The 26,791-nt window shown below is 67.5% G+C and carries 25 protein-coding genes; 16 read left to right on the top strand and 9 right to left on the bottom strand.

The genetic code is table 11. The features are described 5' to 3' along the window. The first annotated feature begins 8 nt into the window (after positions 1-8). On the top strand, positions 9-785 hold the full coding sequence (locus ACTIF6_RS16490) for a tyrosine-protein phosphatase (protein WP_439589016.1): 777 nt from the start codon (positions 9-11) through the stop codon (positions 783-785). 45 nt (positions 786-830) lie between these two features. On the opposite strand, the gene ACTIF6_RS16485 is transcribed toward ACTIF6_RS16490, so the two are convergent. Continuing rightward, complete coding sequence (locus ACTIF6_RS16485) at positions 831-1,433, bottom strand: TetR/AcrR family transcriptional regulator (protein ID WP_439589015.1); 603 nt, start codon at positions 1,431-1,433, stop codon at positions 831-833. A 148-nt stretch (positions 1,434-1,581) separates the two neighbouring features. On the opposite strand from ACTIF6_RS16485, the gene ACTIF6_RS16480 reads away from it, so the two are divergent. The 7 genes from ACTIF6_RS16480 to ACTIF6_RS16450 all read left to right on the top strand — a co-directional run bounded on the left by ACTIF6_RS16480 (position 1,582) and on the right by ACTIF6_RS16450 (position 9,521). Then, a complete protein-coding gene (locus tag ACTIF6_RS16480; protein WP_439589014.1) occupies positions 1,582-2,850 on the top strand; it encodes an NAD(P)/FAD-dependent oxidoreductase in 1,269 nt (422 codons plus the stop codon). Positions 2,851-2,925: 75 nt separating this feature from the next. Next, positions 2,926-3,756, top strand: coding sequence for an ABC transporter ATP-binding protein (locus tag ACTIF6_RS16475; protein ID WP_439589013.1), 831 nt, complete (start codon positions 2,926-2,928; stop codon positions 3,754-3,756). Further along, entirely contained in the window at positions 3,753-4,541 is a 789-nt protein-coding gene (locus ACTIF6_RS16470) for an ABC transporter ATP-binding protein (RefSeq protein ID WP_439589012.1), read from the top strand. The genes ACTIF6_RS16475 and ACTIF6_RS16470 overlap by 4 nt, the downstream gene beginning before the upstream one ends. Next, positions 4,534-6,396 (top strand): AMP-dependent synthetase/ligase, encoded by a 1,863-nt coding sequence (locus tag ACTIF6_RS16465; protein WP_439589011.1) that lies wholly within the window; start codon positions 4,534-4,536, stop codon positions 6,394-6,396. The genes ACTIF6_RS16470 and ACTIF6_RS16465 overlap by 8 nt, the downstream gene beginning before the upstream one ends. Continuing rightward, on the top strand, positions 6,393-7,265 hold the full coding sequence (locus ACTIF6_RS16460; RefSeq protein WP_439589010.1) for a branched-chain amino acid ABC transporter permease: 873 nt from the start codon (positions 6,393-6,395) through the stop codon (positions 7,263-7,265). The genes ACTIF6_RS16465 and ACTIF6_RS16460 overlap by 4 nt, the downstream gene beginning before the upstream one ends. Then, positions 7,265-8,311 carry a branched-chain amino acid ABC transporter permease gene (locus tag ACTIF6_RS16455; RefSeq protein ID WP_439589009.1) on the top strand — a complete coding sequence of 349 codons (1,047 nt, stop codon included), beginning with the start codon at positions 7,265-7,267 and terminating at the stop codon, positions 8,309-8,311. The genes ACTIF6_RS16460 and ACTIF6_RS16455 overlap by 1 nt, the downstream gene beginning before the upstream one ends. 49 nt (positions 8,312-8,360) lie before the next feature. Then, positions 8,361-9,521, top strand: a complete 1,161-nt coding sequence (locus tag ACTIF6_RS16450) for an ABC transporter substrate-binding protein (protein WP_439589008.1) — start codon at positions 8,361-8,363, stop codon at positions 9,519-9,521. Positions 9,522-9,537: 16 nt separating this feature from the next. On the opposite strand, the gene ACTIF6_RS16445 is transcribed toward ACTIF6_RS16450, so the two are convergent. Beyond that, positions 9,538-10,131 (bottom strand): TetR/AcrR family transcriptional regulator, encoded by a 594-nt coding sequence (locus ACTIF6_RS16445; RefSeq protein WP_439589007.1) that lies wholly within the window; start codon positions 10,129-10,131, stop codon positions 9,538-9,540. 138 nt (positions 10,132-10,269) lie between these two features. Between ACTIF6_RS16445 and ACTIF6_RS16440 the strand changes: the two genes are divergently transcribed. The 5 genes from ACTIF6_RS16440 to ACTIF6_RS16420 are packed head-to-tail and all read left to right on the top strand — an operon-like array spanning position 10,270 to position 14,659. Continuing rightward, entirely contained in the window at positions 10,270-11,430 is a 1,161-nt protein-coding gene (locus ACTIF6_RS16440) for an acyl-CoA dehydrogenase family protein (RefSeq protein WP_439589006.1), read from the top strand. A gap of 3 nt (positions 11,431-11,433) precedes the next feature. Further along, on the top strand, positions 11,434-12,129 hold the full coding sequence (locus tag ACTIF6_RS16435; RefSeq protein WP_439589005.1) for a transglutaminase-like domain-containing protein: 696 nt from the start codon (positions 11,434-11,436) through the stop codon (positions 12,127-12,129). Between the two features lie 3 nt (positions 12,130-12,132). Continuing rightward, positions 12,133-13,293, top strand: a complete 1,161-nt coding sequence (locus tag ACTIF6_RS16430; RefSeq protein ID WP_439589004.1) for a CaiB/BaiF CoA transferase family protein — start codon at positions 12,133-12,135, stop codon at positions 13,291-13,293. Further along, entirely contained in the window at positions 13,290-13,850 is a 561-nt protein-coding gene (locus tag ACTIF6_RS16425; RefSeq protein WP_439589003.1) for a DUF2889 domain-containing protein, read from the top strand. Before ACTIF6_RS16430 ends, ACTIF6_RS16425 begins: the two co-directional genes overlap by 4 nt. After that, a complete protein-coding gene (locus ACTIF6_RS16420; protein ID WP_439589002.1) occupies positions 13,847-14,659 on the top strand; it encodes an enoyl-CoA hydratase-related protein in 813 nt (270 codons plus the stop codon). The genes ACTIF6_RS16425 and ACTIF6_RS16420 overlap by 4 nt, the downstream gene beginning before the upstream one ends. Here ACTIF6_RS16420 and ACTIF6_RS16415 read toward each other — a convergent pair. From ACTIF6_RS16415 to ACTIF6_RS16395, 5 genes are all read right to left on the bottom strand, one after another. Further along, positions 14,656-15,636, bottom strand: coding sequence for an NADPH:quinone reductase (locus ACTIF6_RS16415; protein ID WP_439589001.1), 981 nt, complete (start codon positions 15,634-15,636; stop codon positions 14,656-14,658). The genes ACTIF6_RS16420 and ACTIF6_RS16415 overlap by 4 nt on opposite strands. A gap of 21 nt (positions 15,637-15,657) precedes the next feature. Beyond that, positions 15,658-16,578 (bottom strand): hydroxymethylglutaryl-CoA lyase, encoded by a 921-nt coding sequence (locus ACTIF6_RS16410; protein WP_439589000.1) that lies wholly within the window; start codon positions 16,576-16,578, stop codon positions 15,658-15,660. Then, positions 16,575-17,807: a CaiB/BaiF CoA transferase family protein gene (locus ACTIF6_RS16405; RefSeq protein WP_439588999.1), complete on the bottom strand. Its 1,233-nt coding sequence runs from the start codon at positions 17,805-17,807 to the stop codon at positions 16,575-16,577. Before ACTIF6_RS16405 ends, ACTIF6_RS16410 begins: the two co-directional genes overlap by 4 nt. 3 nt (positions 17,808-17,810) lie before the next feature. Beyond that, a complete protein-coding gene (locus ACTIF6_RS16400; RefSeq protein WP_439588998.1) occupies positions 17,811-19,025 on the bottom strand; it encodes a cytochrome P450 in 1,215 nt (404 codons plus the stop codon). Between the two features lie 87 nt (positions 19,026-19,112). Beyond that, complete coding sequence (locus ACTIF6_RS16395; RefSeq protein WP_439588997.1) at positions 19,113-19,961, bottom strand: helix-turn-helix transcriptional regulator; 849 nt, start codon at positions 19,959-19,961, stop codon at positions 19,113-19,115. Between the two features lie 27 nt (positions 19,962-19,988). Here ACTIF6_RS16395 and ACTIF6_RS16390 point away from each other — a divergent pair, with 27 nt between their 5' ends. Genes ACTIF6_RS16390 through fahA form a run of 3 tightly spaced genes read left to right on the top strand, consistent with a single transcriptional unit; the run spans position 19,989 to position 24,072 of the window. Further along, on the top strand, positions 19,989-20,972 hold the full coding sequence (locus ACTIF6_RS16390) for a Bug family tripartite tricarboxylate transporter substrate binding protein (RefSeq protein ID WP_439588996.1): 984 nt from the start codon (positions 19,989-19,991) through the stop codon (positions 20,970-20,972). Between the two features lie 9 nt (positions 20,973-20,981). Continuing rightward, on the top strand, positions 20,982-22,763 hold the full coding sequence (locus tag ACTIF6_RS16385) for an FAD-dependent monooxygenase (RefSeq protein WP_439588995.1): 1,782 nt from the start codon (positions 20,982-20,984) through the stop codon (positions 22,761-22,763). Position 22,764: 1 nt separating this feature from the next. Continuing rightward, complete coding sequence (gene fahA, locus ACTIF6_RS16380) at positions 22,765-24,072, top strand: fumarylacetoacetase (protein WP_439588994.1); 1,308 nt, start codon at positions 22,765-22,767, stop codon at positions 24,070-24,072. On the opposite strand, the gene ACTIF6_RS16375 is transcribed toward fahA, so the two are convergent. Both ACTIF6_RS16375 and ACTIF6_RS16370 read right to left on the bottom strand, forming a co-directional pair. Next, positions 24,069-26,045, bottom strand: a complete 1,977-nt coding sequence (locus ACTIF6_RS16375; RefSeq protein ID WP_439588993.1) for an FAD-dependent oxidoreductase — start codon at positions 26,043-26,045, stop codon at positions 24,069-24,071. The genes fahA and ACTIF6_RS16375 overlap by 4 nt on opposite strands. Further along, positions 26,042-26,785 (bottom strand): SDR family NAD(P)-dependent oxidoreductase, encoded by a 744-nt coding sequence (locus tag ACTIF6_RS16370; RefSeq protein WP_439588992.1) that lies wholly within the window; start codon positions 26,783-26,785, stop codon positions 26,042-26,044. Before ACTIF6_RS16370 ends, ACTIF6_RS16375 begins: the two co-directional genes overlap by 4 nt. Positions 26,786-26,791 lie beyond the last annotated feature (6 nt).

The following is a 26,791-nucleotide window of genomic DNA, read 5'->3' as shown; positions in this document are numbered from 1 at the left end:
GCGGGTTGATGGCAATCCTGCAAGGCGCTCCGAACTTTCGCGACCTGGGTGGCTGCCTGACACCCTCGGGCCAGGCCATTCGGCGTGGCAGGGTGTTCCGGTCCCAGCGTCTCGCAGGTCTCAGCCAGGGCGACCGGCTGTGGCTCGACCAGTCCGGTATCGTCACGGTCTGCGATCTGAGGACTCCCACCGACCTGGCCAGGAGGCCCAACGAATGGCCGGACGGCCGGCTGCTGCGCACGATCGTCCTGGAAACCGACCGGGGCGCCGAGGCGGCGACGCCCCAGTACTGGCGGAACAGGCTGGACGACCCGGCTTTCGGTCCTGCACAGGCCCGGGACGAAATGCTCGCCTTGTACAGGCTGCTGCCCCGGCTCTTCGCGCGCCACATGGCCGAGCTGTTTGCCTATCTGGCCGATGAAGGCAGTGGGCCGCTGCTGATTCACTGCGAGGCTGGCAAGGACCGGACGGGGTTCGTCTGTGCCGTGCTGCTGCTCTCGCTGGGTGTCTCGAAAGAGGTGGTCCTGGCCGACTACCTGCAGAGTGCGGAGCGCTATGTACTGACGCCCGACAGCCATATTGCGCAGCAGCTGTTGAGCGGCGACACGCCAGAGCGTGCGATGGCCGCCTTGAAGGAAGTGATGACCGTGTATCCAGCCTATCTCGATGCGGCCCTGGCGGAAATTGATGCCGCCCATGGCTCCCTGGATGCCTACCTTCGTCACGCCGCGGGCATCAGCCGTGACCGGCTGATGCGGGTTCACCGGCACCTTGTCGCAGATTGATGCGCACCTCGCCCCGCTGCGTGTGACTGCCCGGCGCGGCAGAGGTCAAGTCTGCGGCAGCGCCTTGAACCCGTGGATGAACAAGGTCGAGATGTGCTGCGCCAGTTCGCGCGGCGTGATGGATCCCGTGCGCCGGTACCAGGAAAAGGTCCAGATCATCATGCCGAACAGCAACAAGGCATAGGGCTTGTTCAGCTGGACCTCGGCCATGTACTCGGGGTTGATCTCCCGCAACAGGGTCTCCATGAGTTCGGTCATTTCGACCTCCATCCGGCGGACCTTCTCGAGCTGCAGCTTGGGCAGCAGCTTGATGTCGTTCATCAGGATCAGGTGCTCGTTGCGGGCGCGGGCCGCGCCTTGTATGAAGCTGTTCACGAACTGTTCGAACCGCTGCTCTGCGGGCAGCGGCAGCGCCACGATGCGCGCGAGTTCGGCGGCCTGCCGCGTGATGTATTCGTGCACGATGGCGTACAGCAGGTCTTCCTTGCTGGGGAAGTAATGGTAGAGGTGCGACTTCGATGTGCCGCAGGCCTTGGCGACGTCCATCATGGTCGCGACCTCGAACCCCTTGCGGGCGATCAGCGCAGCGGCCTTGTCGAGAATCGCCTGCTTCTTGTCCTCGTAGTCGTCGGCGCGTGCACGCGTCATCTTCTGCTCCTGTGGCCTTGGCGGCCCCATGTTCCCTGATTTGCCGGACCTGCGTCGGCCGCCCTTGCGCGCCGGTCTCAATGTCTTTATAGTTAGACCGACGAGTCGGACTATAAAACACATCTGGCTGAAACAGATTAGGGTAAGCATGGAGACACCACACTGCGGATTGCTCATTGTCGGTGCCGGACACGCGGGCAGCGAGCTCGCCGTTGCCGCGCGCCAGGGCGGCTGGACGGGGCGCATTGTCCTGCTGGGCGAGGAGGCCGGCGTGCCGTACCAGCGCCCACCCCTGTCCAAGGCCTACCTGCTGGGCAAGTCGGACGTGGACTCGCTGGCGTTGCGGCCGGCCTCTGCCTACGAAGCGGCAAACATCGAACGCGTGCAGGGCGCGCGCCTCGTGGCCATCGACCGTGCGGCGCACCGCGTGACGCTGGCCGATGGCAGCACGCTGGTCTACGAGAAGCTGGCGCTGTGCACGGGCGGCCGGCCCCGGCCTCTGGTGTGCGAGGGCATCGACGCTGCGCATCCACCGACCAACCTGTTCTACCTGCGCACCCTGGCCGATGCGGATGGCATGCGCACGGCGCTGCGTCCCGGCGCGCGGGTGGTGGTGGTGGGTGGCGGCTACGTGGGCCTGGAAGTGGCCGCGTCTGCGCGTGGTCAGGGCGCGGTGGTCACCGTGCTGGAAGCCCAGCCGCGCGTGCTGGCCCGGGTGGCGGGGCCCGAGGTTTCGCGCTTCTACGAATCCGTGCACCGCGATGCCGGCGTGGAGATCCTGACGGGCACAGGCCTTGCCCGTGTCGAGTGCGAAGGTGGGCGCATCGTCGCCGTGCAATGCAGCACCGGGCAGCGCCTGGAGGCCGATCTGGTCGTTGCCGGCATCGGCATGCTGGCGAACATCGAGGCGGCGCGCGATGCGGGCCTGGTCGAGCAGGGCGGCATTCTGGTGGACGAGTTGTCGCGCACCGCCGATCCCGACATCGTGGCCGCTGGCGACTGCACGGTGCAGCACCATGCGCTGTACGGCCGGCAACTGCGGCTGGAGTCCGTGCCCAACGCGCTGGAGCAGGCGCGCGCGGCCGCATCGTGGCTGTGCGGCAAGCCCAAGCCCAACCACTCGGTGCCCTGGTTCTGGTCCGATCAGTACGAACTCAAGCTGCAGATGGCCGGCCTGTCGCAGGGCCACGACCGCTGCGTGGTGCGTGGCAACCCCGAGGCGCGCAGCTTCTGCGCGTTCTACCTTCTGGGGCAACGTGTGCTGGCGATCGATGCCGTCAACCGACCCGCTGACTTCATGCAGGTGCGCCGCGCGCTCGCGCAAACGCCGAGTGTCGATGTCGACCGCCTGTCGGACGAATCCATTCCGCTCAAGGACCTCCTCGCCGGAACGGCCGTGGTTACGGGTAAGCCCTAGGTGGTCGCGTTCAACCCAATCGCCCCATAATCCGCCCAATTCAAAGACCGACGCGACGGACTAATTATTAAGACGATGACGACTCCACCCGATGCGAATTCCGCACCGCCGCCCGCGCTGGCCGTGCACAACATCCAGATCGTTTACGGCGGTGCGATCGAGGCCGTGCGCGACGTCTCGCTGGAGGTTCACCAAGGCCAGATCGTGGCGCTGCTCGGCTCCAACGGTGCTGGCAAGTCCAGCGTGCTCAAGGCCATTTCCGGCGTGCTGGATGCCGAAGACGGTGAGATTGAAAAGGGCTCCATCCAGTTGTTCGGCCAGTCCATCGAACGCGCGGAGGCACCCTCCATCGTCCAGCGGGGCATGGTGCAGGTGCCGGAAGGCCGGCGGCTCTTTGCCACGCTCACGGTGGACGAGAACCTGGTCGTGGGCGCTCACCTGCAGGGTGCGGCTCACCTGGCCGAGACGCGCGACACCGTGTACGAGCTGTTTCCCCGCCTGGCGGACCGGCGCAAGCAGATCGCGGGATACCTCTCCGGTGGCGAACAGCAGATGGTGGCCATCGGCCGGGCACTGATGAGCCGGCCGAAGGTGCTCGCGCTCGACGAGCCGTCGCTCGGCCTCGCGCCGCTGATCGTCACGGAGATCTTCAACAGCATCCGCCGCCTGCGCGAGACCGCGGGGATCACGATTCTTCTGGTCGAGCAGAACGCCAGCCGCGCGCTGGCCATTGCCGACTACGCCTACATCCTGGAGAACGGCCGCGTCGTGCTCGATGGCACCAGCGACCAGCTGCGCCGCAACCAGGACGTGCGCGAGTTCTATCTCGGCCTGTCGTCCCAGGCGGGTCGCACCCACATGAAAGACGTCAAGCACTACAAGCGCCGCAAGAGGTGGCTGTCATGAACACCAACGCACAACCCGTGCTGGAGGTCCGCAAGGTCTCCAAGCGATTCGGCGGCGTGAAGGCCGTGAACGAAGTGAGCCTGCGGGTCATGCCCGGCGAGATCGTGAGCCTGATCGGTCCCAACGGCGCCGGCAAGACCACCACCTTCAACCTGATCAGTGGCGTGCTCCCGCCCAGCGAGGGCCAGATCCTGTTCGAGGGGAAGGACGTGGCAGGCCTGAAGTCGTCCGACTTCGCCGGCCTGGGCATCGGCCGAACCTTCCAGAACCTGGCGCTGTTCCGTCACGGCACGGTGGTGGAGAACCTGCTGGTGGGCCGCCACATCCACTTCCGCTACTCGGTGCTGGAGTCGCTGCTCTACTTCGGTCGCCCGCGCCGCGAGGAAATCGCCGCGCGCGAGAAGGTCGAGCGGATCATCGAATTCCTGGAGATCGAGGAGTTGCGGGACAAGACCGTGTCGCAGCTTGCCTATGGGCAGCAGAAGCGCGTGGAACTCGGCCGCGCCCTGGCTTGCGAACCCCGGCTGTTGCTGCTGGACGAGATCGTCGCCGGCATGAACCGTGAGGAGAAGGAAGACATCGCCCGGTTCACGCTGGACATCCGGGACGAGTTCGGCATCGCGGTGCTGATGATCGAGCACGACATGCAGGTCGTGATGGACCTTTCCGATCGCGTCTACGTGCTGGACTTCGGCTCGCTCATTGCGGAGGGAACACCTGCGGAGATCGCAGCGAACCCGGTGGTTCTCAAGGCCTACCTCGGCGAGGAGGCGGCCCATGCTTGAACACGACCAACTCATCCGGGGCGAGGCCACGATGCCGGGCCTGTTGCGCCACCAGGCCGGGCAGATCGGCGGCAAAGTGGCGTTGCGCGAGAAGGTGCAGGGCATCTGGCGCGGCCGCACCTGGGCGGACTACTACCGCGATGCGCGGCGCGTGGCCTTCGGCCTGACCCAGCTGGGCCTCCAGCGCGGCGACCGCATCATCATCGCGGCCGAGGACGTGCCGGAATGGTTCTACGCCGACCTGGGCGCGCAGATGATCGGCGTGCAGGTGGTCGGCATCTACCCGACCAATCCCTGGCCCGAGGTGCAGTACATCGCGGGGCACTGCCAGGCGAGGCTGGCGATCACCGGGGACCAGGAGCAGACCGACAAGGTGCTCGACGCCATGGCCAACGGCAACGGCCTGCCCCACTTGGAGCACATCTTCTGCGTGGACATGAAGGGCCTGCGCCGCTACACACCGGGCCGCCCGCATGGTTTCACCCACCTCATGGAGTTGGGCGATGAGCATGTGAAGCAGAACCCGCAGGCCGAAGCCTGGCTGGACGCCGCCATCGACCAGTTGATCCCCGACGACGTGAACATCCTCGTCTACACCTCGGGCACCACCGGGCCACCGAAGGGCGCCATGCTCACGCACCGCAACTTCGTGTACGGCGCCTACGCCTACATGGTGGCGCGCCAGATGGTCGACAAGCCGTTCGAGTCCGTGTGCTACCTCCCGCTGTGCCACGTGGCCGAGCGCACTTACTCCACGGTGCAGCACCTCATCTCGGGCGGCTGCGTGAACTTCGCCGAGTCCATCGACACGGTCGCCACCAACATCCGCGAGATCGCGCCCACCTTCTTCCTCGGCGTGCCGCGGATCTGGGAAAAGCTGCAGCAGGGCTTCGAGTTCCGCATGAAGGACAGCGGGCGTGTGCAGCGCTGGCTGTACCGGCTGGGCATGAAGCGAGGGCGCGCGCTCTCGGACCGGCGCGCCGAACACGGGCGCCTGGTGGGCTGGGGCGACCGCGCCGAGTTCGCGCTGTGGTACCTGCTGCTGTACCGCAACATGCAGCGGCACATGGGCCTGAACCGCACCCACACCCGCATGTGCGGTGGCGCCTCGGTCTCGCCGGAGACGCTGCGGTTCTTCGACATCATCGGCCTGCCCGTCGGGCAGGGTTACGGCCTCACGGAAGCCGGGGGCCTGTGCTTCGTGCAGGTGCCGGGCCGCCCCTTCATCTCCGGCAGTTGCGGGCCGGCCATGGAAGGGGTGGAATGGAAGATGGCCGACGACGGCGAGGTCATCGTGCGCTCGCCCGGCGTCTTCAAAGGCTACCTGTTCGACGACAAGGGCACCGCCGACATCCTTTCGCCCGAGGGCTGGCTCGCCACCGGCGACATTGTCGAGAGGCGGGGTCAGGGCGAGCTGGCCGTGGTCGACCGCAAGAAGGCCATCATCATCACGAGCGGTGGCAAGAACATTGCGCCCTCGGAGATCGAGAACGCGCTCAAGGACAGTCCCTTCGTGCGCGAGGCGATCGTGGTGGGTGAAGGGAAGAAATTCCTGGGTGGCCTGATCCAGATCGACTTCGACAGCGTCGGCCGCTGGGCCGGTGAACGCGACCTGCAGTACACGACCTTCAAATCGCTCACGCAGATGGGCGAAGTGCAGGAGCTGATCCAGGGTGTGGTCGACGAAGTCAACGCGAAGTTTGCCCGCGTGGAGAACATCCGCAAGTTCGTGCTGCTCGAAAAGGAGCTGGACCACGACGACGGGGAACTCACCGCCACGCAGAAGGTCCGTCGCGGGCTCATCAACAAGAAGTTCGCGCGCGAGCTCGAGCAGATCTACGGGACAGGGGCATGAACTACTTCATCGAGCTGGTCGTCTCCGGCCTCGCGGTCGGGGCGATCTACGGCCTGGTCGCCATGAGCTTTGCCGTCATCTACAAGGCCACGGGCATCGTCAACTTCTCCCAGGGCGAGATGGGGATGCTCAGTGCCTATACCACCTGGTCGCTGGCCATCACCCTGGGCACTGGCGGCATTGCCACGGTGTTCATCGCCATCGTGGTGGGCGCCCTTCTCGGACTGATCTGCGAACGACTCATCATGCGGCCCATGCTGGGCGAACCGGTGCTCTCCGTGGTGCTCGTCACGGTTGGCCTGGCCGTCGTGCTGCGCTCCATCGTCACCATCATCTGGGGTGCCTCGCCGCACAAGTTCGAGGTGGCCGGGGCCGACACCATCGTCGACATCGCCGGCATCGGCATGCGGGTGAGTCAGTTGAGCGTGATCGCGGCGTTGCTGCTGGCGCTGGCCGGCTTCTGGTTCTTCCTGCGCCACAGCCGCTTCGGCGTGGCCATGCGGGCCGTGGCGGCCGACGAGAAGACGGCCCGGTTGATGGGCGTGTCCACCGCGCGTGTGCAGGCGGTGGCCTGGGCCTCGGCCTCGGCCCTGGCCGGCCTGGCGGGCGCCATGTTCGCTGTCATCTACGGCCTGACCCCCACCGTGTTCGAACTGGGCCTCAAGGCCTTCCCCGCGACCGTGCTGGGTGGCTTCGACTCGGTGCTCGGCTCCGGCTTCAGCGGTCTGATCATCGGCGTCTTCGAAAACCTGGTGGGCGGCTACCTGCCCAGCACGCTGAAGGAAATCGCGGGTTTCGTGTTGATCCTCGTGGTGCTGATGGTGCGGCCTTTCGGGCTGTTCGGTGAAAAACGAATCGAAAGAGTCTGATGCGAAGCGGATACTTCAAACAACGTTACAGCGACCTGCTCGTCCTCACGGACTCACCGGCGGTCAAGGTCTGGACCCTGCTGCTGCTGGTGGCGCTGGCCGCAGCGCCCATGCTGCTGAGCAGCTTCGTGCTGTCGTACGTGACCATCATCCTGTTCACGCTGGTGGGCGTGCTCGGCCTCACGGTGCTGACCGGCTTCACCGGTCTGATCTCGCTCGGTCATGTGGGATTTCTCATGCTCGGCGCCTATGCCTATGCCATCGGTGTGACACGGCTTGGCCTGCCGCCCGAACTGGCGCTGGTGATGTCGGCGGTGGTGCCGGCGGTGTTCGGCCTGCTCGTCGGCATCCCCTCGCTGCGCCTGCACGGCCTGTACCTGGCGATCACGACGCTGGCCTTCAGCTACATCGTGTCCGCGTCCATCCTGGCCGGTGGCAAGTTCACCGGTGCGGGCCGCGGCATCCTGATCGAGCGGCCCACGATGCTGGGCGTCGATCTGTCGAGCGACCAGAAGTTCTACTGGTTCTGCCTCGTCGTGTGCGTCCTGTGCGTGCTCGTGACGCTGAACTTCCGGCGCTCCTACATCGGCCGGGCGCTCGTGGCCATTCGCGACAACGACATCGCGGCACGCACCATGGGCATCAACCTGGTGCGCTTCAAGCTGCTTGCCTTCCTGGTCAGCGCCGCATTGACCGGACTTGCCGGCGCGCTGATGGGCATGTACCTCAGCATCGTCAGCGTTGAGAGCTTTCCCTTCCTGCTGTCCATCGAGGCCCTGGCCATCGTGATCGTGGGCGGTCTGGGCTCGGTGCTGGGTGCGGTCTTCGGCACCATCTTCATCGTTCTGCTGCCCGAGGTCTTCAGCTCGCTGGTGTCGGTGGTGGGTGGGCGCCTGCAGGACGTCATGACCACCAGTGCGCACGAGATCAAGAGCGTGCTGTATGGCCTCGCCATCATCGGTTTCCTGCGTTTCGACCCGCGCGGCCTGCGCGGCATCTGGCACGACGTGCGACACGCCTGGGTCCTGTGGCCCCTGCGCTATTGACCCTTCCCTTTTTTCACGGTGGCGGTTGCCATCATCACAAGGAGCTAGCATGAACCGGAGACTTCCCAAATTCGCTTTCCTCAGCCTGTTGACCGCCTTGGCCTGCGGGCAAGCCATGGCGCAGCAGCAAGGCGTCACGGACACGGAGATCGTGATCGGCGACATCCTGCCGCTGACCGGTCCTCCCGCCCTGCTGGGCGTGGCACACAACCTGGGCGTGAAGGCCGCGGTGGCCGAGGTCAATGCAGCCGGTGGCATCAACGGCCGCAAGCTGCGCCTGATTTCCGAAGACGATGGCTATGTGCCCTCGCGCACCGTGCAGGGCGTGCGCAAGCTCATCAACAGCGACAAGGTCTTTGCACTGACCTCGGTGTCGGGCACTGCGCAGGCCCAGGCGGCGATGCCGCTGATCCAGCAGTCCGGCCTGCCTGCGATGGCCCCGATCACGACCTTTGAAGGCCTGTACAAGCCGGTCATCAAGAACGTGTTCGCCGTGGGCTACGACATGACGGATGCCGTGGCCGAACTGGTGTCGCGCATGGCCGACCGCTACCCTGGCAAGAAGTGGGCGCTGATCTCCCAGGACGACGACTACGGCGAAAACGTGCGCGCCGGCTTCGACCGCGCGGTCAAGGCCAAGAACCTGCAGGTGGTCTCCACGCAGATCTACAAGAAGGGCCAGCAGGACTTCTCGTCGGAAATCCTGAAGGTCAAGCAGGCCGGCGCCGAAGCGCTGATGGCCGGTGGCGTGCTGGGTGAGAACGTCACCATGACCAAGGAGCTCGAGCGCATCGGCCACAAGATCCCGACCGGCGTGACCTACGTGTCGCGCGTGCCGGCCAGCGCCAAGATGATGGGCACGGCCGCCGAGAACGTGTACACCGTGGACTATGTGTACCTCGAGGGTTCGCCGCAGGCCAAGGACTTCCAGGACAAGCTGGGCAAGTTCCTGTCGCCTGAGGAACTGGCGCGCGTGAACCGCTACACCTTCACCGGCTACTCGGCCACCCGCGCCCTGTTCGATGCCATGGGCCGCTGCGGCAAGGCCCTGACCTGGGATTGCACCAAGGCGGAGCTGGAGAAGGTGCGCAACCTCGAGACCGGCGCCATGACCCCGATCAGCTTCAGCGCCACCAACCACCTGGCTGCGCCCAAGCTGTTCCTGCTGAAGGCCGATCCGGCGGCGGCGACCTACAAGACCATCGAGTAAGCGGGAGGCAGCGGCCTCAGCCCTTCTCGGCCATGAAGCCCTTGAGGAACAGCCGCGACATGCGGTCGCACAGTTCCTGGGGTTTCATGGTGCCGCCGGTCCGGTACCACATGTCGGTCCAGTTCAGCATGCCGATGAGCATCATGGTGTAGGGCTTGTAGACGTCTTCAGGCAGATTCGGGTTCAGTTCCTTCAGAAGGTCCGTGAACCGGTCGGTGAGCTTGCGCTGCAATTCGATGAGCGGCGCCTGCTTGGGTTTGGGCAGGTACTTCACGTCCTGCATGGCGATCATGTGGCGTCGCCGCGACTGGGCAGATTTCTGGGTGTAGGCCTCGACCAGCACCAGCAGCCTTTCGCGGGTGGTGCCGCGGCTGGCGATCGCTTCCTCGACGCCCTGCAGCACGCGCTCCAGGTGCTCCATCAGCATCGCGAAGAGCAGGTCGTCCTTCGTGGGGAAGTAGTGGTAGAGCATCGACTTCGTCGCGCCGCAGGCCGCCGCCACGTCCTGCATCTTGGCGGACGGATAGCCTTCTTTGGCAAACAGCGCGGCGGCGCAGTCCATGATGGCCTGGCTTTTGGCTTCGTAGTCGTCCGAACGTACACGGGGCATGGTTTCTCCTGACGGACGCGAGTGTAGCAACGCCCTTGTGGAGGGCGTCTCACGCGCATAAAATAAATAAACCGACGCGCCGGACTATAATTAATTTCCACCGTTGCACCTTGACGCACATCAACCCCATCGCACGCCATGACCGAATTCGAATTCAGCGAACCCGACATCCTTGACGAAGACCTGCGCATGGTGCGCCAGCAGGTGCGCCGCTTCGTCAATGAAAAGATCGTGCCCCACGGCGATGCCTGGGAAGCCTCGGGCGAAATCCCGCGCAGCGTGTTTCGCGAGCTGGGCGAAATGGGGTTTCTCGGCATGCGCCATCCGGTCGAATACGGCGGTGGCGGCCTGGGTGCGCTCGCCTCCGTGGTGCTCGGTGAAGAGCTCGCCCGTTCCACCTTCGGGGGCGTGGCGTCGGCCCTCACGGTGCACAGCGACATGTCGATCTCGCACATTGCCCACCGCGGCACCCACGAGCAGAAACAGAAGTACCTGCCGGCGGCCTGCGCGGGCACGCAGGTCGGCGCGGTCTGTGTGACCGAGCCGCACGCCGGTTCGGACGTGGCCGGCCTCAAGACGCGCGCCGTGAAGACGGACGACGGCTGGGTGCTCAACGGCTCCAAGACCTTCATCACCAACGGCGTGTACGGCGACATCTACATCGTGGCCGCTCGCACCGATCCCGAGGCCAAGGGCAGCCGCGGCATCTCGCTGTTCATCGTGGACAAGGGCAACCCGGGGCTGAAGATCGCGCGCAAGTTCGAGAAGCACGGCTGGCGTTCGTCCGACACCGCCGAACTCTTCCTGGACGACCTGAAGCTGCCCCACGACGCCCTGCTGGGCGAAGAAGGCAAGGGCTTCTACTACATCATGAGCACCTTCCAGAACGAGCGGCTGGTGGTGGGCGCGCTGGTCTCGGGTGCCAGCTCCAAGGCGATCGAGCTGACCGTGGACTACATGCGAAACCGGCAGGCCTTCGGCAAGTCCCTGTGGGACCAGCCGGTGGTGCGCAACAAGGTGGCGTGGATCGCGGCCAAGGCCGCCGCCGTGCGCGCACTCACCTACCAGTGCGCCCAGATGATCGAGGAGGGCAAGGATACGGTGCGCGAGGTGTCCATGCTCAAGGCGTTCGGCGCCGAGACGCTGCAGGAAGTGGTGCACACCTGCCTGCAACTGCACGGTGGAACCGGCTACATCATCGGCACGCCGGTGGAACGCATGGCGCGCGATTCCCGCATCCTGACCATCGGTGGCGGCGCCACCGAGGTGATGCTGGAAGAAGTCGCCAAGCGGATGTAGGCGATGGCATCGCCCGACCAGGTGTTCACGCCGTACGGCTGGCCCGAGCCGGGACCGCTGTACCTCTCGCCGACCTCCTTCTTCGATTTCGATCGACCGGAGGTGGCGGACTTTGTGGACGAGGCCGCCGCCGGCGCCACCACCCCGCGCGATCAGGCCGTGCGCCTGTTTCTGGCGGTGCGCGACCAGGTGCGCTACGAAGCCTACGGCATGCGCATGACGCCGGAGTGCTTCCGCGCCAGCACCGTGGTGCGCGAGCGCGGCGCGTTCTGCATCCCCAAGGCGGTGCTGCTGGTCGCTGGCGCGCGGCGGCTGGGCATCCCGGCGGCGCTGGGCCTGTCTGACGTGGTGAACCACTTCAGCACGCCCCGGCTCCAGCAGATCATGGGCCACCGCGAGGTCTTCATGCACCACGGCTGGGCTGCGCTGCACATCGAGGGCCGCTGGGTCAAGGCGGTGCCCGCGTTCAACAAGGAGCTGTGCGCGCTGATGCGCGTTCCGCCCACGGATTTCGATGGGGTGCACGACGCCGTGTTGCAGCAGTACAAGGAAGACGGTTCGGTGCACATGGAATACCTGCGCGACCACGGCGTGTGGTCCGACGTGCCCTACCCGCGCATCGAAGACGACTGGCGCGGCTACTACCCGTCCAGCCTCTGGGACGGTGAGCGCGACCCCCTCGATGTGAAAGGCCTTTGACCCATGCCCGGACCTTTGTCCCACCTCACCGTCATCGAGCTGGCCGGCATCGGCCCGGGACCCTTTGCCTGCATGCTGCTGGCCGACATGGGCGCGCGCGTGATCCGCATCGACCGCCCGCCCGTGCCGGCGCGCGGCGGTCTGGAGGCGCTGATGCGCAACGACAGCGTGGTGGATCGCGGGCGCCAGTCGCTCTCGCTGGACCTGAAAGACCCGCGCGCGGTGAGCGTGGTCCTGCGCCTGGTCCAAAAGGCCGACATCCTCGTGGAAGGGTTCCGGCCGGGCGTGGCTGAAAAGCTCGGCCTGGGCCCAGCCCATTGCCAGGCCCACAACCCGAAGCTGGTCTACGGCCGCATGACCGGCTGGGGCCAGACCGGGCCGCTGGCGCAGGCGGCGGGGCACGACATCAACTACGTGGCACTGTCGGGTGCGCTGCACGCCATCGGCAAGGCCGACCAGCCGATGCCACCGCTCAACCTGGTGGGTGACTACGGTGGCGGTGGCATGCTGCTCGCCCTGGGCGTGCTGGCCGCCGCGCACCAGGCCCGGCACAGCGGCGAAGGCCAGGTGGTGGATGCCGCCATGACCGACGGCGCGGCGTTGCTCATGGCCGCACAGTACGGCTTGATGGCCAAGGGCTTCTGGCAGGACCAGCGCGAAAGCAATTTCCTGGACGGCGCGGCCCATTTTTACGGCACCTACGCCTGCCTGGATGGTGGGCACGTGGCCATCGGCGCGATCGAGCCGCAGTTCTACCGGCAGTTGCTCGCCTTGTGCGGCATCACCGACCCTCACTTCGAGCAGCAGTGGGAGCAGGGTCAATGGCCGGCCCTGCGTGAAAAGCTGGCCGCGTTGTTCCGCACCCGCACGCGCGCCCAGTGGTGCCAGTTGCTGGAGGGAACGGACGCCTGCTTCGCGCCCGTGCTGTCCATGAGCGAGGCCGTCGACCATCCCCACAACGCGGCGCGCGGCACCTTCGTTCGGCAGGACGGCGTGCTTCAGCCGGCGCCAGCGCCGCGTTTTGACCGCACACCATCCACCTTGCCGCCGAAAGCGCCGCGCACCGGCGAGCACACTGCGGAATTGTTGGCGCAGGCAGGGTTCTCGGCCACCGAGATCGAGGACCTGCTGGGCGCGCGCGTCGCGCACCGGGACATTCCATGAGCCTGGCGCCCCCTCCCGCCGCCCGCCGGCTGCTGCATCGGCGCCGCATCAGCTGCGAGGGATTTCTGCGCGACGACGGGCTGCTCGAGGTCGAAGGGCTGCTGGTCGACACCCGACCTGCGCAGCTGCGCCTGGTGAACAAGGAGGTACCACCCGAGGAGCCCATCCACCAGATGCGGGTGCGCCTGATGATCGATGGCGAGCGTCGCATCGTCGATGCCAGCGCCTACAGCGAACACAACCCCTACCCGGAATGCATGGAGGTGGAAGCTGGCTACCGACGGCTCGTGGGCATGCGCCTCGAACCTGGCTTCACCCGGGAAGCCAAGCGCCTGTTCCGTGGCACGCAAGGGTGTTCGCACATGACCGAGCTGCTGCCGCTCATGGCCAGCACCGCCTACCAGGTGCTGTGGGGCGACAGCGACTTCACCGCCGTGGCCCCGCCGCAGGAGGGCGCCGAACGCGCGTCTCCCCTGGGCGGCTGCCACGCGTTGCGCTTCGACGGCCACATCGTGCGAACCTACTTCCCCGAGCACCTCAAGGACCCAGCCCCATGACGCGCGAATCCGTGCAGTTTGAAATCGTCGACCAGGTCGCCGTGGTCACGCTGAACGAAGGTGAGCGCATGAACCCGCTCACGGAAGGTGTGCAGGCTGGCCTGCTCGAAGCCATGGAGCGGGTGCGCGCAGAGTCATCGATCCGCGCCATGTTGCTCACGGCGCGAGGCCGTGGCTTCTGCGTGGGCGCGGACCTCAAGGACTTCAGCCGTCGCGCGGCGGACCTGCCCGCTGGCGATTCGCTGGGGCGCTACGTGGGCCGCATGATGGAGAACGGTGGCAATGCCATTGTTCATGGGCTGGCCACGCTGCCGGTGCCGGTGGTGTGCGCCGTCAATGGTGCTGCGGCAGGCGGCGGTTTCGGTCTTGCATTGGCGGCCGATGTCGTCATCGCTGCGCGGTCGGCCATCTTCTACCTGCCCTTCGTGCCGGCACTGGGTGTCGTGCCCGACATGGGCGCTGCGTGGTTTCTCACGCGCTCGATCGGGCGTGCTCGGGCCGTGGCTCTCACGCTGATGGGTGAGAAGCTGTCGGCCGACAAGGCCGCGCAGTGGGGGATGATCTGGGACTGCGTGAACGACGAGGACTTGCCAGGCGAGGCCATGCGACTGGCCAGGCGGCTGGCCGAATTGCCGGCCCACGCCATTGGCGAGACGCGCGCGCTTTTCGACGCCGCAGAAACCAACGATCTGGCCAGCCAGCTCGCCCTGGAGCGGGAGCGCCAGGAAAGGCTGATCGATGGCGAGAGCTTTGCCGAGGGCATGCGGGCGTTCGGGGAGCGCCGCAAGCCGGTGTTTCGCGGTCGCTAGACCTCCAGCAGCACGTGCCCCATCGGCTCGCCGCGTTCCACGATGTCGTGTGCTTCGGCGATGCGCTCCAGGGGAAACCGCAGGGCCACCGTGTGCTGCAGGCGCTGCGTGCGCAGGAGCGCGTCCAGTTCGGTGAGCGCGGCTTCGCGGTCGGCCTGGGGAATGTCGTAGATCATGAAGAACTTCAGCGCCACGCTGTTCTGCATGAGCCACAGCGCGGGCAGTGAAGCCTCGGCGCCCGTGATGCCGTAGACGATGACCTGGCCATGTGCCTTCAGAAGGCCGGGGTAGAGCGATGCGTTGGCGGTGAGGTTGACTTCGATCAGCGCGTCCACACCGGCACCCCCGGTGGCCGCCTGCACCTGGGCGGTGAAGTCGCTCGCGCGGTAGTCGAACACGTGGTCCGCACCGGCAGCCTGCGCGTGCCGCGCCTTGTCGGGTGAACTGGCGCTGGCGATCACCATGGCGCCACGCGCCTTGGCCATCTGGATGGCATAGTGGCCGACCGAACCGGCACCACCAGCGACCAGCACCGTGGTGCCGGGGCGCGGGGCTGCCAGGCGCACCGCATGCAGGGCCGTGAAGGCGGGTATGCCCAGGCAGGCGCCGGATTCCTCATCCACGCCATCGGGCAGCTTCACCGCCTGGGCAGAAGGCAGTGCGATCCACTGCGCTGCGGTGCCGAAGGGGCGCTTCCATTGCCCGTTCCAGATCCACACGCGCTCGCCGATGCGGGACGCCTGCACACCCTCGCCCACCGCGTCGATCACGCCTGCGCCATCGCTGTGCGGAACGATCAGCGGCGCCATCAGCTTGCGCCCAGGGCCGCCCTTGCGCGTCTTCCAGTCGGAGGGATTGACGCCCGACCAGCGCAGGCGCACGCGGACTTCGCCCGGTCCGGGCTGGGGCGTCGGCTGCTCACCGACGGTGAAGACCTCGGGCGCAGGGCCCTGCTGTGTGTAGTAAGCGGCGCGCATGGTGCTTTCAGAAAAAAAGTTTCAGCCAGCCTGCTGAGGCGCCGGATGAAGCTGCCATACCGGCCCGGCCTTGCTCACCTGGGCCGGCACGTCGTGTCCCACCACGGTGGGCAGGCCGCGCGAGACGGCCAGCAGCCGTTCGAGATCGACGCCGGTGTCGTGTCCCATGGTCTGCAGCATGTGCACGGCGTCCTCGCTGGCGATGTTGCCGCTGGCGCCCGGCGCAAACGGGCAGCCGCCGAGCCCGCCGAGCGATCCGTCGAACCGCACGATGCCGGCCTGCACCGCCGCCAGCACGTTGGCCAGTCCCATGCCGCGCGTGTTGTGGAAATGCATGATGAGCTGGAGCCCGTCGGGCAGCTCGCGCTGCAGTGACTCGGCCATGGCCTGCACCTGCACGGGGTTGGCCATGCCCGTGGTGTCGCACACGGTGACGCCACGAACACCCAGGTCGGCAAAGCGCTGCGCCAACTCGCGCACGGTGGCCTGCGGCACGTCGCCCTCCATCGGGCAGCCGAAGGCGGTGGACAGCGACACGTTGACCGCCGCCTGGTCGCCCACCACACGGATCACTTCCGACAGGGCCGCGATACTTTGCGCGCGGCTCATGCGCAGGTTGGCCTGGTTGTGCGACTCGGAACACGACATCACCAGGTTGAGCTCGTCGGCCTTCGATTCCAGCGCACGCTCGGCACCGCGCAGATTGGGCACCAGCACCGCGTACTCCACGCCCGGCACACGGCGGATGCGCCCCATCACGGCTTCGGCATCGCGCAGCATGGGGATGGCCCTGGCGGAGGTGAACGAGGTCACTTCGATCTTGGCGTAGCCGCAAGCGGAAAGCGCATCCACCAGCGCCACCTTGGCGTCGGTGGGCACGAAGTCGGGTTCCATCTGGAAGCCGTCCCGCGTGACGACTTCGTTGAAGTAGATGCGGTTCATTCGGCTCCTCCGGCGACCACACCACGCCGCCGAAGCTCGGCGATCTGTTCCGGCGTGAGGCCGATCTCGCGCAGCACCGCGTCGGTGTCCTGGCCCACGTCGGGCGCGTTGCGGCGGTGGCCACCGGGCGTGCGCGAGAGCTTGGGCACGACGCCGGGCACGGTGAGCTCGCTGCCATCGGCCATGCGCACCGTCTCCAGCATGCCGCGCGCCTGGTAGTGCGGGTCGGCGGCGATGTCGGCCACCGTGTAGATGCGGCCCGCCGGCACCGACGCCGCGTCCAGCGCGGCCAGCACCTCGGCCACGTCGTGCCGGGCGGCCCATTCGCCGATGGCGGCATCGAGCTCGGTCACGCGCGCCACCCGTCCCGCGTTGTCCGCCAGGGCGGGGTCGGACGCCAGATCCGGCCGACCCACCGCGGCCATCAGGCGCTTGAAGATGCTGTCGCCATTGCCGGCCACCAGGGCGTAGTTGCCGTCCTTGCAGCGGTAGGCGTTGCTCGGTGCGATACCCGGCAAGGCACTGCCGGCGGCACCGCGCACCGCGCCAAAGGCGCTGTACTCCGGCAGCAGGCTCTCCATGCAGTTGAACACCGCTTCGTACAGCGCCACATCGATCACCTGCCCCTGGCCGGACCGTTGCCGCTCCTGCAAGGCCAGCAGGATGCCGATCACGCCGTGCAGCGCGGCCAGCGTGTCGCCGATGGACACGCCCACGCGCACGGGCACACGCCCGGGCTCGGCGGTGAGGTGGCGCAGGCCGCCCATGGCTTCGGCCACGACGCCGAAGCCTGGTCGGTCGCGGTACGGCCCGGTCTGCCCGTAGCCGCTCACGCGCAGCACGATCAGGCGCGGGTTGGCCTGCAGCAACACGTCGGGCGAGAGTCCCCAGCCTTCCAGGGCACCGGGCCGGAAGTTCTCGATCAGCACATCGCATTCGGAGACCAGCTTGCGCACGATGTCCTGCGCCGAAGGTTCGTTCAGGTTGAGCGCGACGGAACGCTTGTTGCGCGACTGCACCTGCCACCAGACCGAGGTGCCGTCCTTGAGCAGCCGCCATTTGCGCAAGGGGTCGCCTGCGCCGGGCGGCTCGATCTTGATGACGTCGGCCCCGAAATCGGCGAGGGTCTTGGCGGCGAACGGGCCGGCGATGAGCTGACCCATCTCGAGGACCTTGAGGCCCGAGAGCGGGCCGTGGGCGGGGGTGGCGGGTGCTGGGGTGTCGGGCATTCGTCAGGCGGGCGTCACGCGCAGGGGCAGTTTGTCGAGCATGCGCATCTGGTTGATCGGGCGGTAGGTGGGAGTGTCCGTGAGTTCGATGGCCTTGATCCGCCGCGCCATCTCGCCCAGGAAAGCCTCGGACTCGCCGCGCGCGATCATCTGGCCGATGCAGGCGTGTGCGCCGGTGCCCATGGCCAGGTGGTTGCCCGCGAGCTGGGGGCGCTCGATGTCGAATTCATCGGGTCGTTCCCAGTGCCGGGGATCGCGGTTGGCCGCACCCATGAACACGCCCAGCTTCATGTCGCCGTCGAGCCGGATGCCCGAGACGCTCGTGGGGCCCACGGTGGTGCGGTAGGTGACCTGGAAGGGCGCCTCGTGGCGAATGCCCTCTTCGAAGGCCGCCTTCACCCGCGTCGGGTCGGCGTGCACCTTGGCCCACTGATCGGGATGCAGCGCGAGCTGGTGCAGCGTGAAGCCCATGCCGGCGATGGTGGAGTCGGTGCCGCCACCCACGAAGCTGCGGATGATGTTGGAGGCCACGCCCGGATCGAAGTCGCCCTTGTCCTCGGCCTGGAACAGCATCTCGGCGATGGAGCCAGGCAGCACCGCGTCGCGCTGCACCGTCTGCTCGAACCACTCCAGGTACGGCTGGGCGCGCGCCATCGCGGCGTGGTACAGGGCGTTCTTCGGGCCGCTCTGGTTGAAGCGCATCTCGCCGATGGCCAGGGTTTCGGTGCGCGGCAGGCGCACGCCCACGGCCGCCGGAAAGGCGTCCAGCACGAAGGCCTCCACGCCTTGTTCGACGGCATCGAACTCGCGCAGGTCGATCAGCTTCTGCACCAGCGCCTGGGCCTTCTCCGTGAAGCTCTCCTTGAAACGACGGATCGCCACCGGCGAGAGCACGCGCGTGACGGCCGCGCGCACCTGGGTGTGGTCCGGCGGGTCCACTTCCAGCAGGCGGCTGGGAATGCGGAACTCGCCTGGCTGCCGGATGTCCTGGATGCCGATGCCCGCGCCGGTGATGAAACGGGTGTGATCGGCGAGCACCGCCTTGGCCTCGGCATGCCGACCCGTGGCGTACACGCCATGCGGCTTGATCAGCACCACGGGGCCTGTGTCGCGCAGCGCGGCGTGGAACGCATAGGGGTCGCGCAGCACATCCATCGCATAGGGATCGATGTCCAGGACAGGAACTTCCTGCAGTTCGTTTTCGGCAATCAGGCTCATCAAGGCTCCTCGGTGTTCAGCCTTGCCATCTTGCGACCCCCTGGCCCATGCGTCTGTCCCCTCGACGGGGACGCGGCGTGTGCGGCATCAGGCACCGGCATGCGATGCGCGCCAGCGCGCCTGCAGGCCGAGGTACCAGCCCAGCAGTTCGCGCTCGCTGCCGATGCCCAGGCGCCGGTAGGCCAGCTTGCGGAAGGTCTTCACCGTTTCCGCGCCCACGCCCAGGTCCTGCGCGATGCGGCGCGTCGAAAGGCCATGGAGGATGCGCGCACAGACCTCGGCCTCGCGCCGCGCCAGGGCAGACAGGGCGCCCAGGCACGCCTGCGTGTCGGCCAGCGAGCGGAAGGCATCGGACGGGGCGGTGCGCTGCGAGGCCGCGCCAGAGAGGTCTGCGTGCTTGGCCAGCACCGAGATCAGCACCTGGGCCGACTCCGCGATCCGGCCAAGGCCATCGGGCGTGAAGCGGCCCCGCCCTTCCCGCAGGATGCTCACGCTGTAGGCCGAGCGGCCACTTCGCCCGGCAATCACCACCCGGTCGCGGATGCGGGGCCAGACCGCCTCGCGCAGGTCCTCATCGTGAATGTCGCTCAGGTCCACGCGCATCAGCAGGGTCTGGTGGGCGGGCAGCCGGGTCTGTGCGTACACCATGGCCGGGTCTCTGGCCCAGGTCTGGCGTTGCAGGTAGGTCGAAACGCGGGCATGCGCGGTGGCCGAGCCGTCGTGGCTGCCGGTCACGAGTTCGCTGGGCGCGTCGGGCCCGAGCCGGAACACCGCGCAATAGTCGGCGTCGCAGGTTTCCTGCAGGAGGTTCAGGAGCGTCGCACCGAAGCGGTCCGTGCCGGTGGCTTCCAGTGCGTTCACCAGCGAGCGCGCGGGCGCAGCCGATCCCCCCGCAGGGGGAATGAAATTGCACGCACCGGGAGCTAGAGTCGACATCACACCCCTATTCTGAAGGAGACAAGCATGAACAAGCGCCATATCCTGGTCGCGGCCCTGGCCGCTCTCGCCACCACCTGGGCACCGGCCTCGCTGGCCCAGGGGTTCCCCAACCAGCCGATCCGGCTCATCGTGCCGTACCCGGCCGGCGGCGGCACCGATTTCTTCGCCCGCTCCATCGCTCCCGGCATGGGCGAAGCGCTTGGCCAGCAGGTGATCGTGGACAACCGCCCGGGTGCCAGCGGCATGATCGGCGCGCAATACGTGGCCCAGAGAGCTCCGGCCGATGGCCACACCATCCTGCTGGGCGACATGACGACGTATGCGGTCAACCCCACCATGTTCGAGAAGCAGCAGCAGTACGACGTGCAGAAGGACCTCGCACCGGTCACGATGGCGGCCCGGTTCGACTTCCTGCTGGTGACCAACCCGGCCGTGATCCCGGGCACCAGTGTGGCGGACGTGGTGGCCGCTGCCGCGGCGTCGCCCAGCGGCCTGAACTACGCGTCGCCCAGCATCGGGACCACCCACCACCTGGCCATGGAGATGTTTGCCCGCGAGGCCAAGGCCCGTCTGGTCGCCATCACCTACAAGGGCGGTGGCCCCGCCGTGCAGGACCTCCTGGGCGGGCAAGTGGGCGTGATGTTCCTCGATCGCGCCACCGCCAGGCCGCACCTGGAATCGGGCAAGCTGCGGCCCATCGCGGCCGCCGGTGCCACGCGCATCGCGCTCTACCCCAACGTGCCGACCATGGCCGAATCGGGCGTCAAGGACTTCAACGTCGAAGGCTGGCAGGGTCTCACGGTGCGCGCCGGCACGCCCGAGCCGGTGATCCAGGCGATCGCCGCGGCCTATGCAAAAGCGGTCTCGTCACCCGAGCTGAAAAAGAAGCTGTCCGACGCCGGCATCGACACCGTCACCTCCACACCGGGCCAGTTCGCTGCCCACATCCAGGCCGAGACGGTGCGCTGGCGCAACGTGATCCGCGATCGCAACATCAAGGCCGAGTAAGGGATTTCAATGGCAACGTTCGAGACCCCGGTCTTCATCGTGGGGGGTGGCGGCTTCGGCCTGGCCACCTCCATGTTCCTGTCCAACCTGGGCGTGCCTTCGCTGCTGATCGAGCGCCACGCCACGCCTTCGCCCATGCCCAAGGCGCGCTACCTCAACCAGCGCACCATGGAGATCTTCCGCCAGCATGGCGTGGCCGACACCATCTACGCCAAGGCGCTGCCAATCCGCCACGTGTCCACCACGCGCTGGGTCACCAGCCTGGGCGGCGATGGCGAGCACGACCGCAAGGTGCTGTATGAGATGGAGACCTTCGGGGGCGGCTCGCTGAGTGCGCACTACAAGGCCAACAGCCCGTGCGAGAGCACGATCTATCCGCAGGTGCGGCTGGAGCCGCTGATGCGCGACCACGCCGAGACCCTGCCCCATGGCAAGCTCATGTTCAATTGCTCGCTGCTGTCCTTCGAGCAGGACGACCAGGGCGTGACGGCGCAGGTGGAAGACCGCGGCACCGGCGAGACCCACACCGTGCGCGCGCGCTACATGGTCGCCGCCGACGGCGGCAAGACGGTCGGGCCGGCGGTGGGTGTGAAGCTGGAAGGCACGCCCGAACTCATCGACATGGTGACGATGTACTTCCGCGCCGACCTCTCCGCCTACCTGGACAACGACGATTCCTTTGCCTACTGGATGGCCGCGCCCGGTGGCGACACCGGGTCGTGGGGCACGGGCGTGCTGGGCAAGCTCGGCCCCACGGGCGACCGGCACTCCGAGGAGTGGATGTTCCACTTCAGCTTCAAGTCCGACGACCCGGAACGTTTCAACGAGGACAAGCTGATCCCGCGCATGCGAGCGCTCATGAAGATCCCCGACCTGCAGCCGCAGGTGCTGGGCGTCGGGCACTGGATCGTGCAGGGCGTGCTGGCCGATCGCTACCGCTTCGGCCGCGTTTTTCTGGGTGGCGATGCCGCCCACCGCCACACGCCCACCACCGGGCTGGGGTTGAACTCGGCCATCCACGACGCGCACAACCTCGCCTGGAAACTGGCGCTGGTGATCGGCGGCCAGGCCAGCGATGCGCTGCTCGATACGTATGAAAGCGAGCGCCGCCCCGCCGCCGAGCGCAACGTCAACTGGGCGTTGTTCACGTTCTCCAACCACCAGCTCACCGGCGCGGCCATCGGCCTCGTGCCGGGCGATCCGCAGCGCAGCCGGACCAACTTCGAAGCGCTGCTGGCCGACAGCGACGACGGCGAGTCGCGTCGCCACCGCTTCCGCGAGGTGATGAAGCTGCACAACACCGAGTACCAGGCCAACGACCTGGAGATCGGTGTGCAGTACGAACTGGGCGCACTGGTGTCCGATGGCACACCACTGCCTCGACGCGACCCCACGGGCCGCCACTACGTGCCTTCAACCCGACCCGGCGCGCGCCTGCCGCATGCCTGGCTGCAGCGCGATGGGAAGGACATCTCCACCCAGGACCTGGTGCCGCGCGACGCGTTCGTGCTGCTCACCGCTCGCCAGGCTTCGCCCTGGGTCGAAGCGGCCGCGCGCGCCGCGCAGGCGCTCGGCGTGCGCATCGACGTGGTGTCGATCTGCGACGGCGGCGATGTGCAGGATGTGCGCCACGAATGGCGCCGCATCCGCGAGGTGGGCGACGACGGCGTGCTGCTGGTGCGGCCCGACCAGATCATTGCGTGGCGCACCCTGCAGGGACATGCCGACCCCGAGTCGCAATTGAAGACGGTGTTTCGCTCCGTGCTTCGCCAGTCGCTCCAGGTGGCCTGAGATGGGCGACCTGATTGATCACACGCACGACCCCGCCGCCACGAGTTGGGTGACCAGTGCCAACGGCCATGCCGGTTTTCCGATCCAGAACCTCCCGTTGGCGCGCATCGCCCGCGAGGGGAGCGAGCATGTCGTCACGGCCATTGGCGAACACGCGCTGGACCTGACCACGCTGGCGCAGGCGCCGGGCTTGCCCGGTGATCTCGCGCAGGCGCTGCAACCGGTGGCGGGCGGTTCGTTGCAGAGCCTCATGGCGGCCGGGCCAAAGGCCAGCCGCTCCCTGCGGCGCGCGCTGTTCGATCTGCTGGGCAGCCACGCGACGCAGGCGCAGCGCGACCTGGCCTCGGCGCACCTGCTGTCCATCGACGGCCTGTCATTGCTGCTGCCGTGCCGGCCACCGACCTTCACCGATTTCTATTCGTCCATCCACCACGCGATCCGCATCGGTTCGCTGGTGCGGCCCGACGCACCGCTGTTGCCCAACTACAGGCACCTGCCGGTGGGCTACCACGGCCGCACGACCTCGGTGTTTCCCGGTGGGCAGGACTTCCGGCGCCCACACGGTCAGATCGTGCAGGGCACCGAGCGGCAGGTGGTCTATGCGCCAAGTGAAAAACTGGACTACGAGGCCGAGCTCGGCTTCCTGGTCGGGGCACCCAGCGCCGCCGGCGAGACGGTGCCGCTGACGCAGGCGCGTGGACACCTGTTCGGCGTGGCGCTGCTCAACGACTGGTCCGCGCGCGACATCCAGTTCTGGGAATACGCGCCGCTGGGTCCGTTCCTGGGCAAGAGCTTTGCCACCACGCTGGGCGCCTGGGTGGTCACGCGCGAGGCGCTGGAGCCGTTCTGGACCGCGCCACCCTGGGGCGACGATGCGCAGCACACCTTGCTGCCGCATCTGGACGGCGCTGCCGAGCGTGCGCGCGGTGCGCTCAACATCACTGTGGAAGTCCACATCCGCAGCGAACGCATGCGCCAGCAAGGCCTGCCCCGTCACCGCGTCTCGGTGAGCAACTGCGCCACCTCGTTCTGGACCGTGGGGCAGATGATTGCGCACCAGACGTCGAACGGCGCGGCCATCGACGCGGGTGACCTGATCGGCTCGGGCACGCTGTCGGGGCCGACCGATGAATCGCGGGCCTGCCTGATGGAGCTGACCGAAGGTGGTCGACAGCCCTTTGCGCTGCCCGGGGGTGAAACGCGCACCTTCCTTAAAGATGGCGATGAAGTCACGCTCGTGGGCTGGTGCGAAACACCGGGACGCGCGCGCATCGGTTTGGGCGAAGCGACGGCGCGCGTGTTGCCCTAGACCGCCAACCCTTCGCGGAAACCTTCCAGCACCGCGTCGTCCACCTCGCGCGGCGCCACGGCGTCGCCGATGCGCCGCACGGCCACGCCGCGCGCCTTGAGCTGCTGGTACAGGCCGTCCTCGCTCTCGCGCATCATGCTCAGCACCACGGTGTCGGCGGCGATCACCTCGGGCGCGCCGCCGAGGGCGCTGCGCAGCTCGACCTCGCCAGCGCCGATGCGCTCCACGAAGGTCGAGGTGCGTACCTGCACACCGGCCGCCACCACGCGCGGCATGATCCAGGGCCAGTCCAGCGTCGCTTCGAGCTTGCGGCCGGCCATGGCGTCGCTGGTGACCACCGTGACCTGCCGGCCCGATCCCGCCAGCAGACGCGCCAGGCCCAGCGGCAGGTAGTCGCCGTTGTCGTCCACCACCACTACCTTGGCGCCGCAGGAAGCGGGGTCCGCCAGCGCGGACAGCGGGTCCACCACGCGCGCGCCCGCAGCCTGCGGAATCGCATCGCGGTCGGGGCGGAAGGTGCTGAAGCCGCTGGTCTGCCAGCGCGCACCGGTGGCGATGATGACTTCGTCGGCGCCGAACGCGGCCACGTCGTCGGCCGTGGCGGTCTTGCCGGTTTCGATCGTCACCTGGCGGCGTCGGATCGAGGCCTCCAGGTCGTCCACCAGAAAACTCCATGAGCCGTAGTCGGGCAGGCGGGCGGCCTCGCGCACCTGGCCACCCAGTTGCGTGCCGCGTTCCCATAGCGTGACGGTGTGGCCGCGTTGCGCAGCGGTGTCCGCCGCTTTCAGGCCGGCCGGTCCGCCGCCGATCACCAGCACGCGGCGCGGACTTTTCGCAGACTTCATGGTCGACAGGCCCACCGTCGCTTCGCGGCCGGTGGCGGGGTTCACGGTGCAGCTCAGGTTCTGGCCCAGCCGTCGCCAGCAGCCTTGGTTGGCGCCCACGCAGCGGCGGATCTCGTCGGTGCGGCCTTCCCGCGTCTTGTTCACGATGTCGGGATCGGCGATGTGCGCACGCACCAGGCCGACCAGGTCGGACTGGCCGCGCGCCACGATCTGCGCGGCGGTGGCCAGGTCGCGCACCGAGCCCTGGATCAGCAGCGGGATGCGACCGCCGATCGCGTCGCGCACTTCCCTGGCGTGGGTCGCCAGCGGTGCGGTCTCACCGCTCGAAGCGGGTGGAACCAGTTTGTGGTTGAAGTGGTAGTCGGTGTGCGAGAGGCACACGTAGTCGAACAGGGCCTCGCGTTCGAGCACCTGCACGATGCGCGCGGTCTCCTGCGGGTGCGTGCCCGCTTCGCCCAGGTACTCGTCCAGGCTCAGCTTGATGCCCATCACGAAGTCCTTGCCGCAGCGCGCGCGCACGGCCCGGCCGATGGCCAGTGCCAGCTGCGCACGCCGCTCGGTGTCACCGCCCCAGGCGTCGTCGCGGCGGTTCCAGTAGGGCGACAAAAAGTTGGAGAGCAGGTAGCCGTGCGAACCGTGGATCTCCACGCCGTCGCCACCGCCCGCCTGCACGTTGGCGGCGGTGGCGGCAAAGCCGGCGATCACGTCCTGGATGTCGGGCTCCTCCATGGGCTTGGGCATGGCGCGGTGCACCGGCGACGGAATGGCCGAAGGCGCCAGCACGGAACCCCACAGGTCCAGGCGGTCCGTGCGGCGGCGGCCACTGGCCCCCATGTGCGTGATCTGCACGAACACGGGAACGCCCTCGGCCCGGGCCGGCGTGACGAACTGGCGCACCGCATCGGACCAGCCAGGCTCCCAGGGCGAGACACCGGCGGCCGCGCTGCTGGCGTGCACATGAAAGCCGTGCGTGACGATCAGGCCCAGGCCGCCGCGCGCCCGCTCACGCAGGTAGGCGCCGTAGGTGGGCGCGTCGTAGGTGGGCTGGTGGGCCGGCAGGTAGATGCGGTTGCGGGCCTGCACATGGCCGATGCGGACCGGCTGCCAGAGGACGTCGAGATCGCTCACGAGAAGCACACACCGCCGTTCACGTCCAGCACCGCGCCGGTCGTGAAGGTGGCGCCCTCGGAGGCGAGAAAAGCGCAGGGCCAGCCGATCTCCTCGGGCTGGCCGAAACGCTTCATGGGGTAGCTGTCGAGCGCGAACGGCTGGTTGGCCGAAACCAGCAGCGGTGTGAAGATCGCGCCCGGTGCCACGCCATTGACCACCACGCCACTGGCGGCGGCCTGGCGTGCGTAGTAGCGCACCAGCGTCGACAACGCGCCCTTGGATGCGGCGTACGCCGGCTCGATGGCCAGCGTCGACCCGGCATTGCGCGCACCCATGGAACTGGTCAGCACGATGCGGCCGCGCTTTCGCTCCATCATGCCGGGCAGCACCGCGCGAATCAGGTTGACCGGGCCCTTGACGTTGATGTCCATGGTGCGGGCGAAGAGGTCTTCCCACTCGTCTCCGCCGTTGAGCCAGTCGCCCTTGACGTAGTAGCCGCTGGTGTCCACCAGCGAGTCCAGTTCAACCCCGATGTCGCGCACCACCGCATCCACGTCGTCGCGCTTCGTGTTGTCCAGTGCGAAGGCAGCCCGTGCGCCGATCTCCCCGGCCAGCTCGGTGGGGGCTTTCAGATCGGCGATGTAGAGCTCAGCGCCCAGGGTGGCGAACACGCGCGCCGTGGCGCCGCCGATGGCGCCACCGGCGCCGGTGAGGAAGACGCGCTGGCCGCGCAGGTCGAAGTGGTTCTTGAGGTTCATGTCGTT

It is taken from the genome of Hydrogenophaga sp. (assembly GCF_051860785.1).
Classification (GTDB): Bacteria; Pseudomonadota; Gammaproteobacteria; order Burkholderiales; family Burkholderiaceae_C; genus Hydrogenophaga.
Note: the sequence above shows the minus strand (reverse complement) of the source record. Positions and strands in the feature narration are given on the sequence as shown.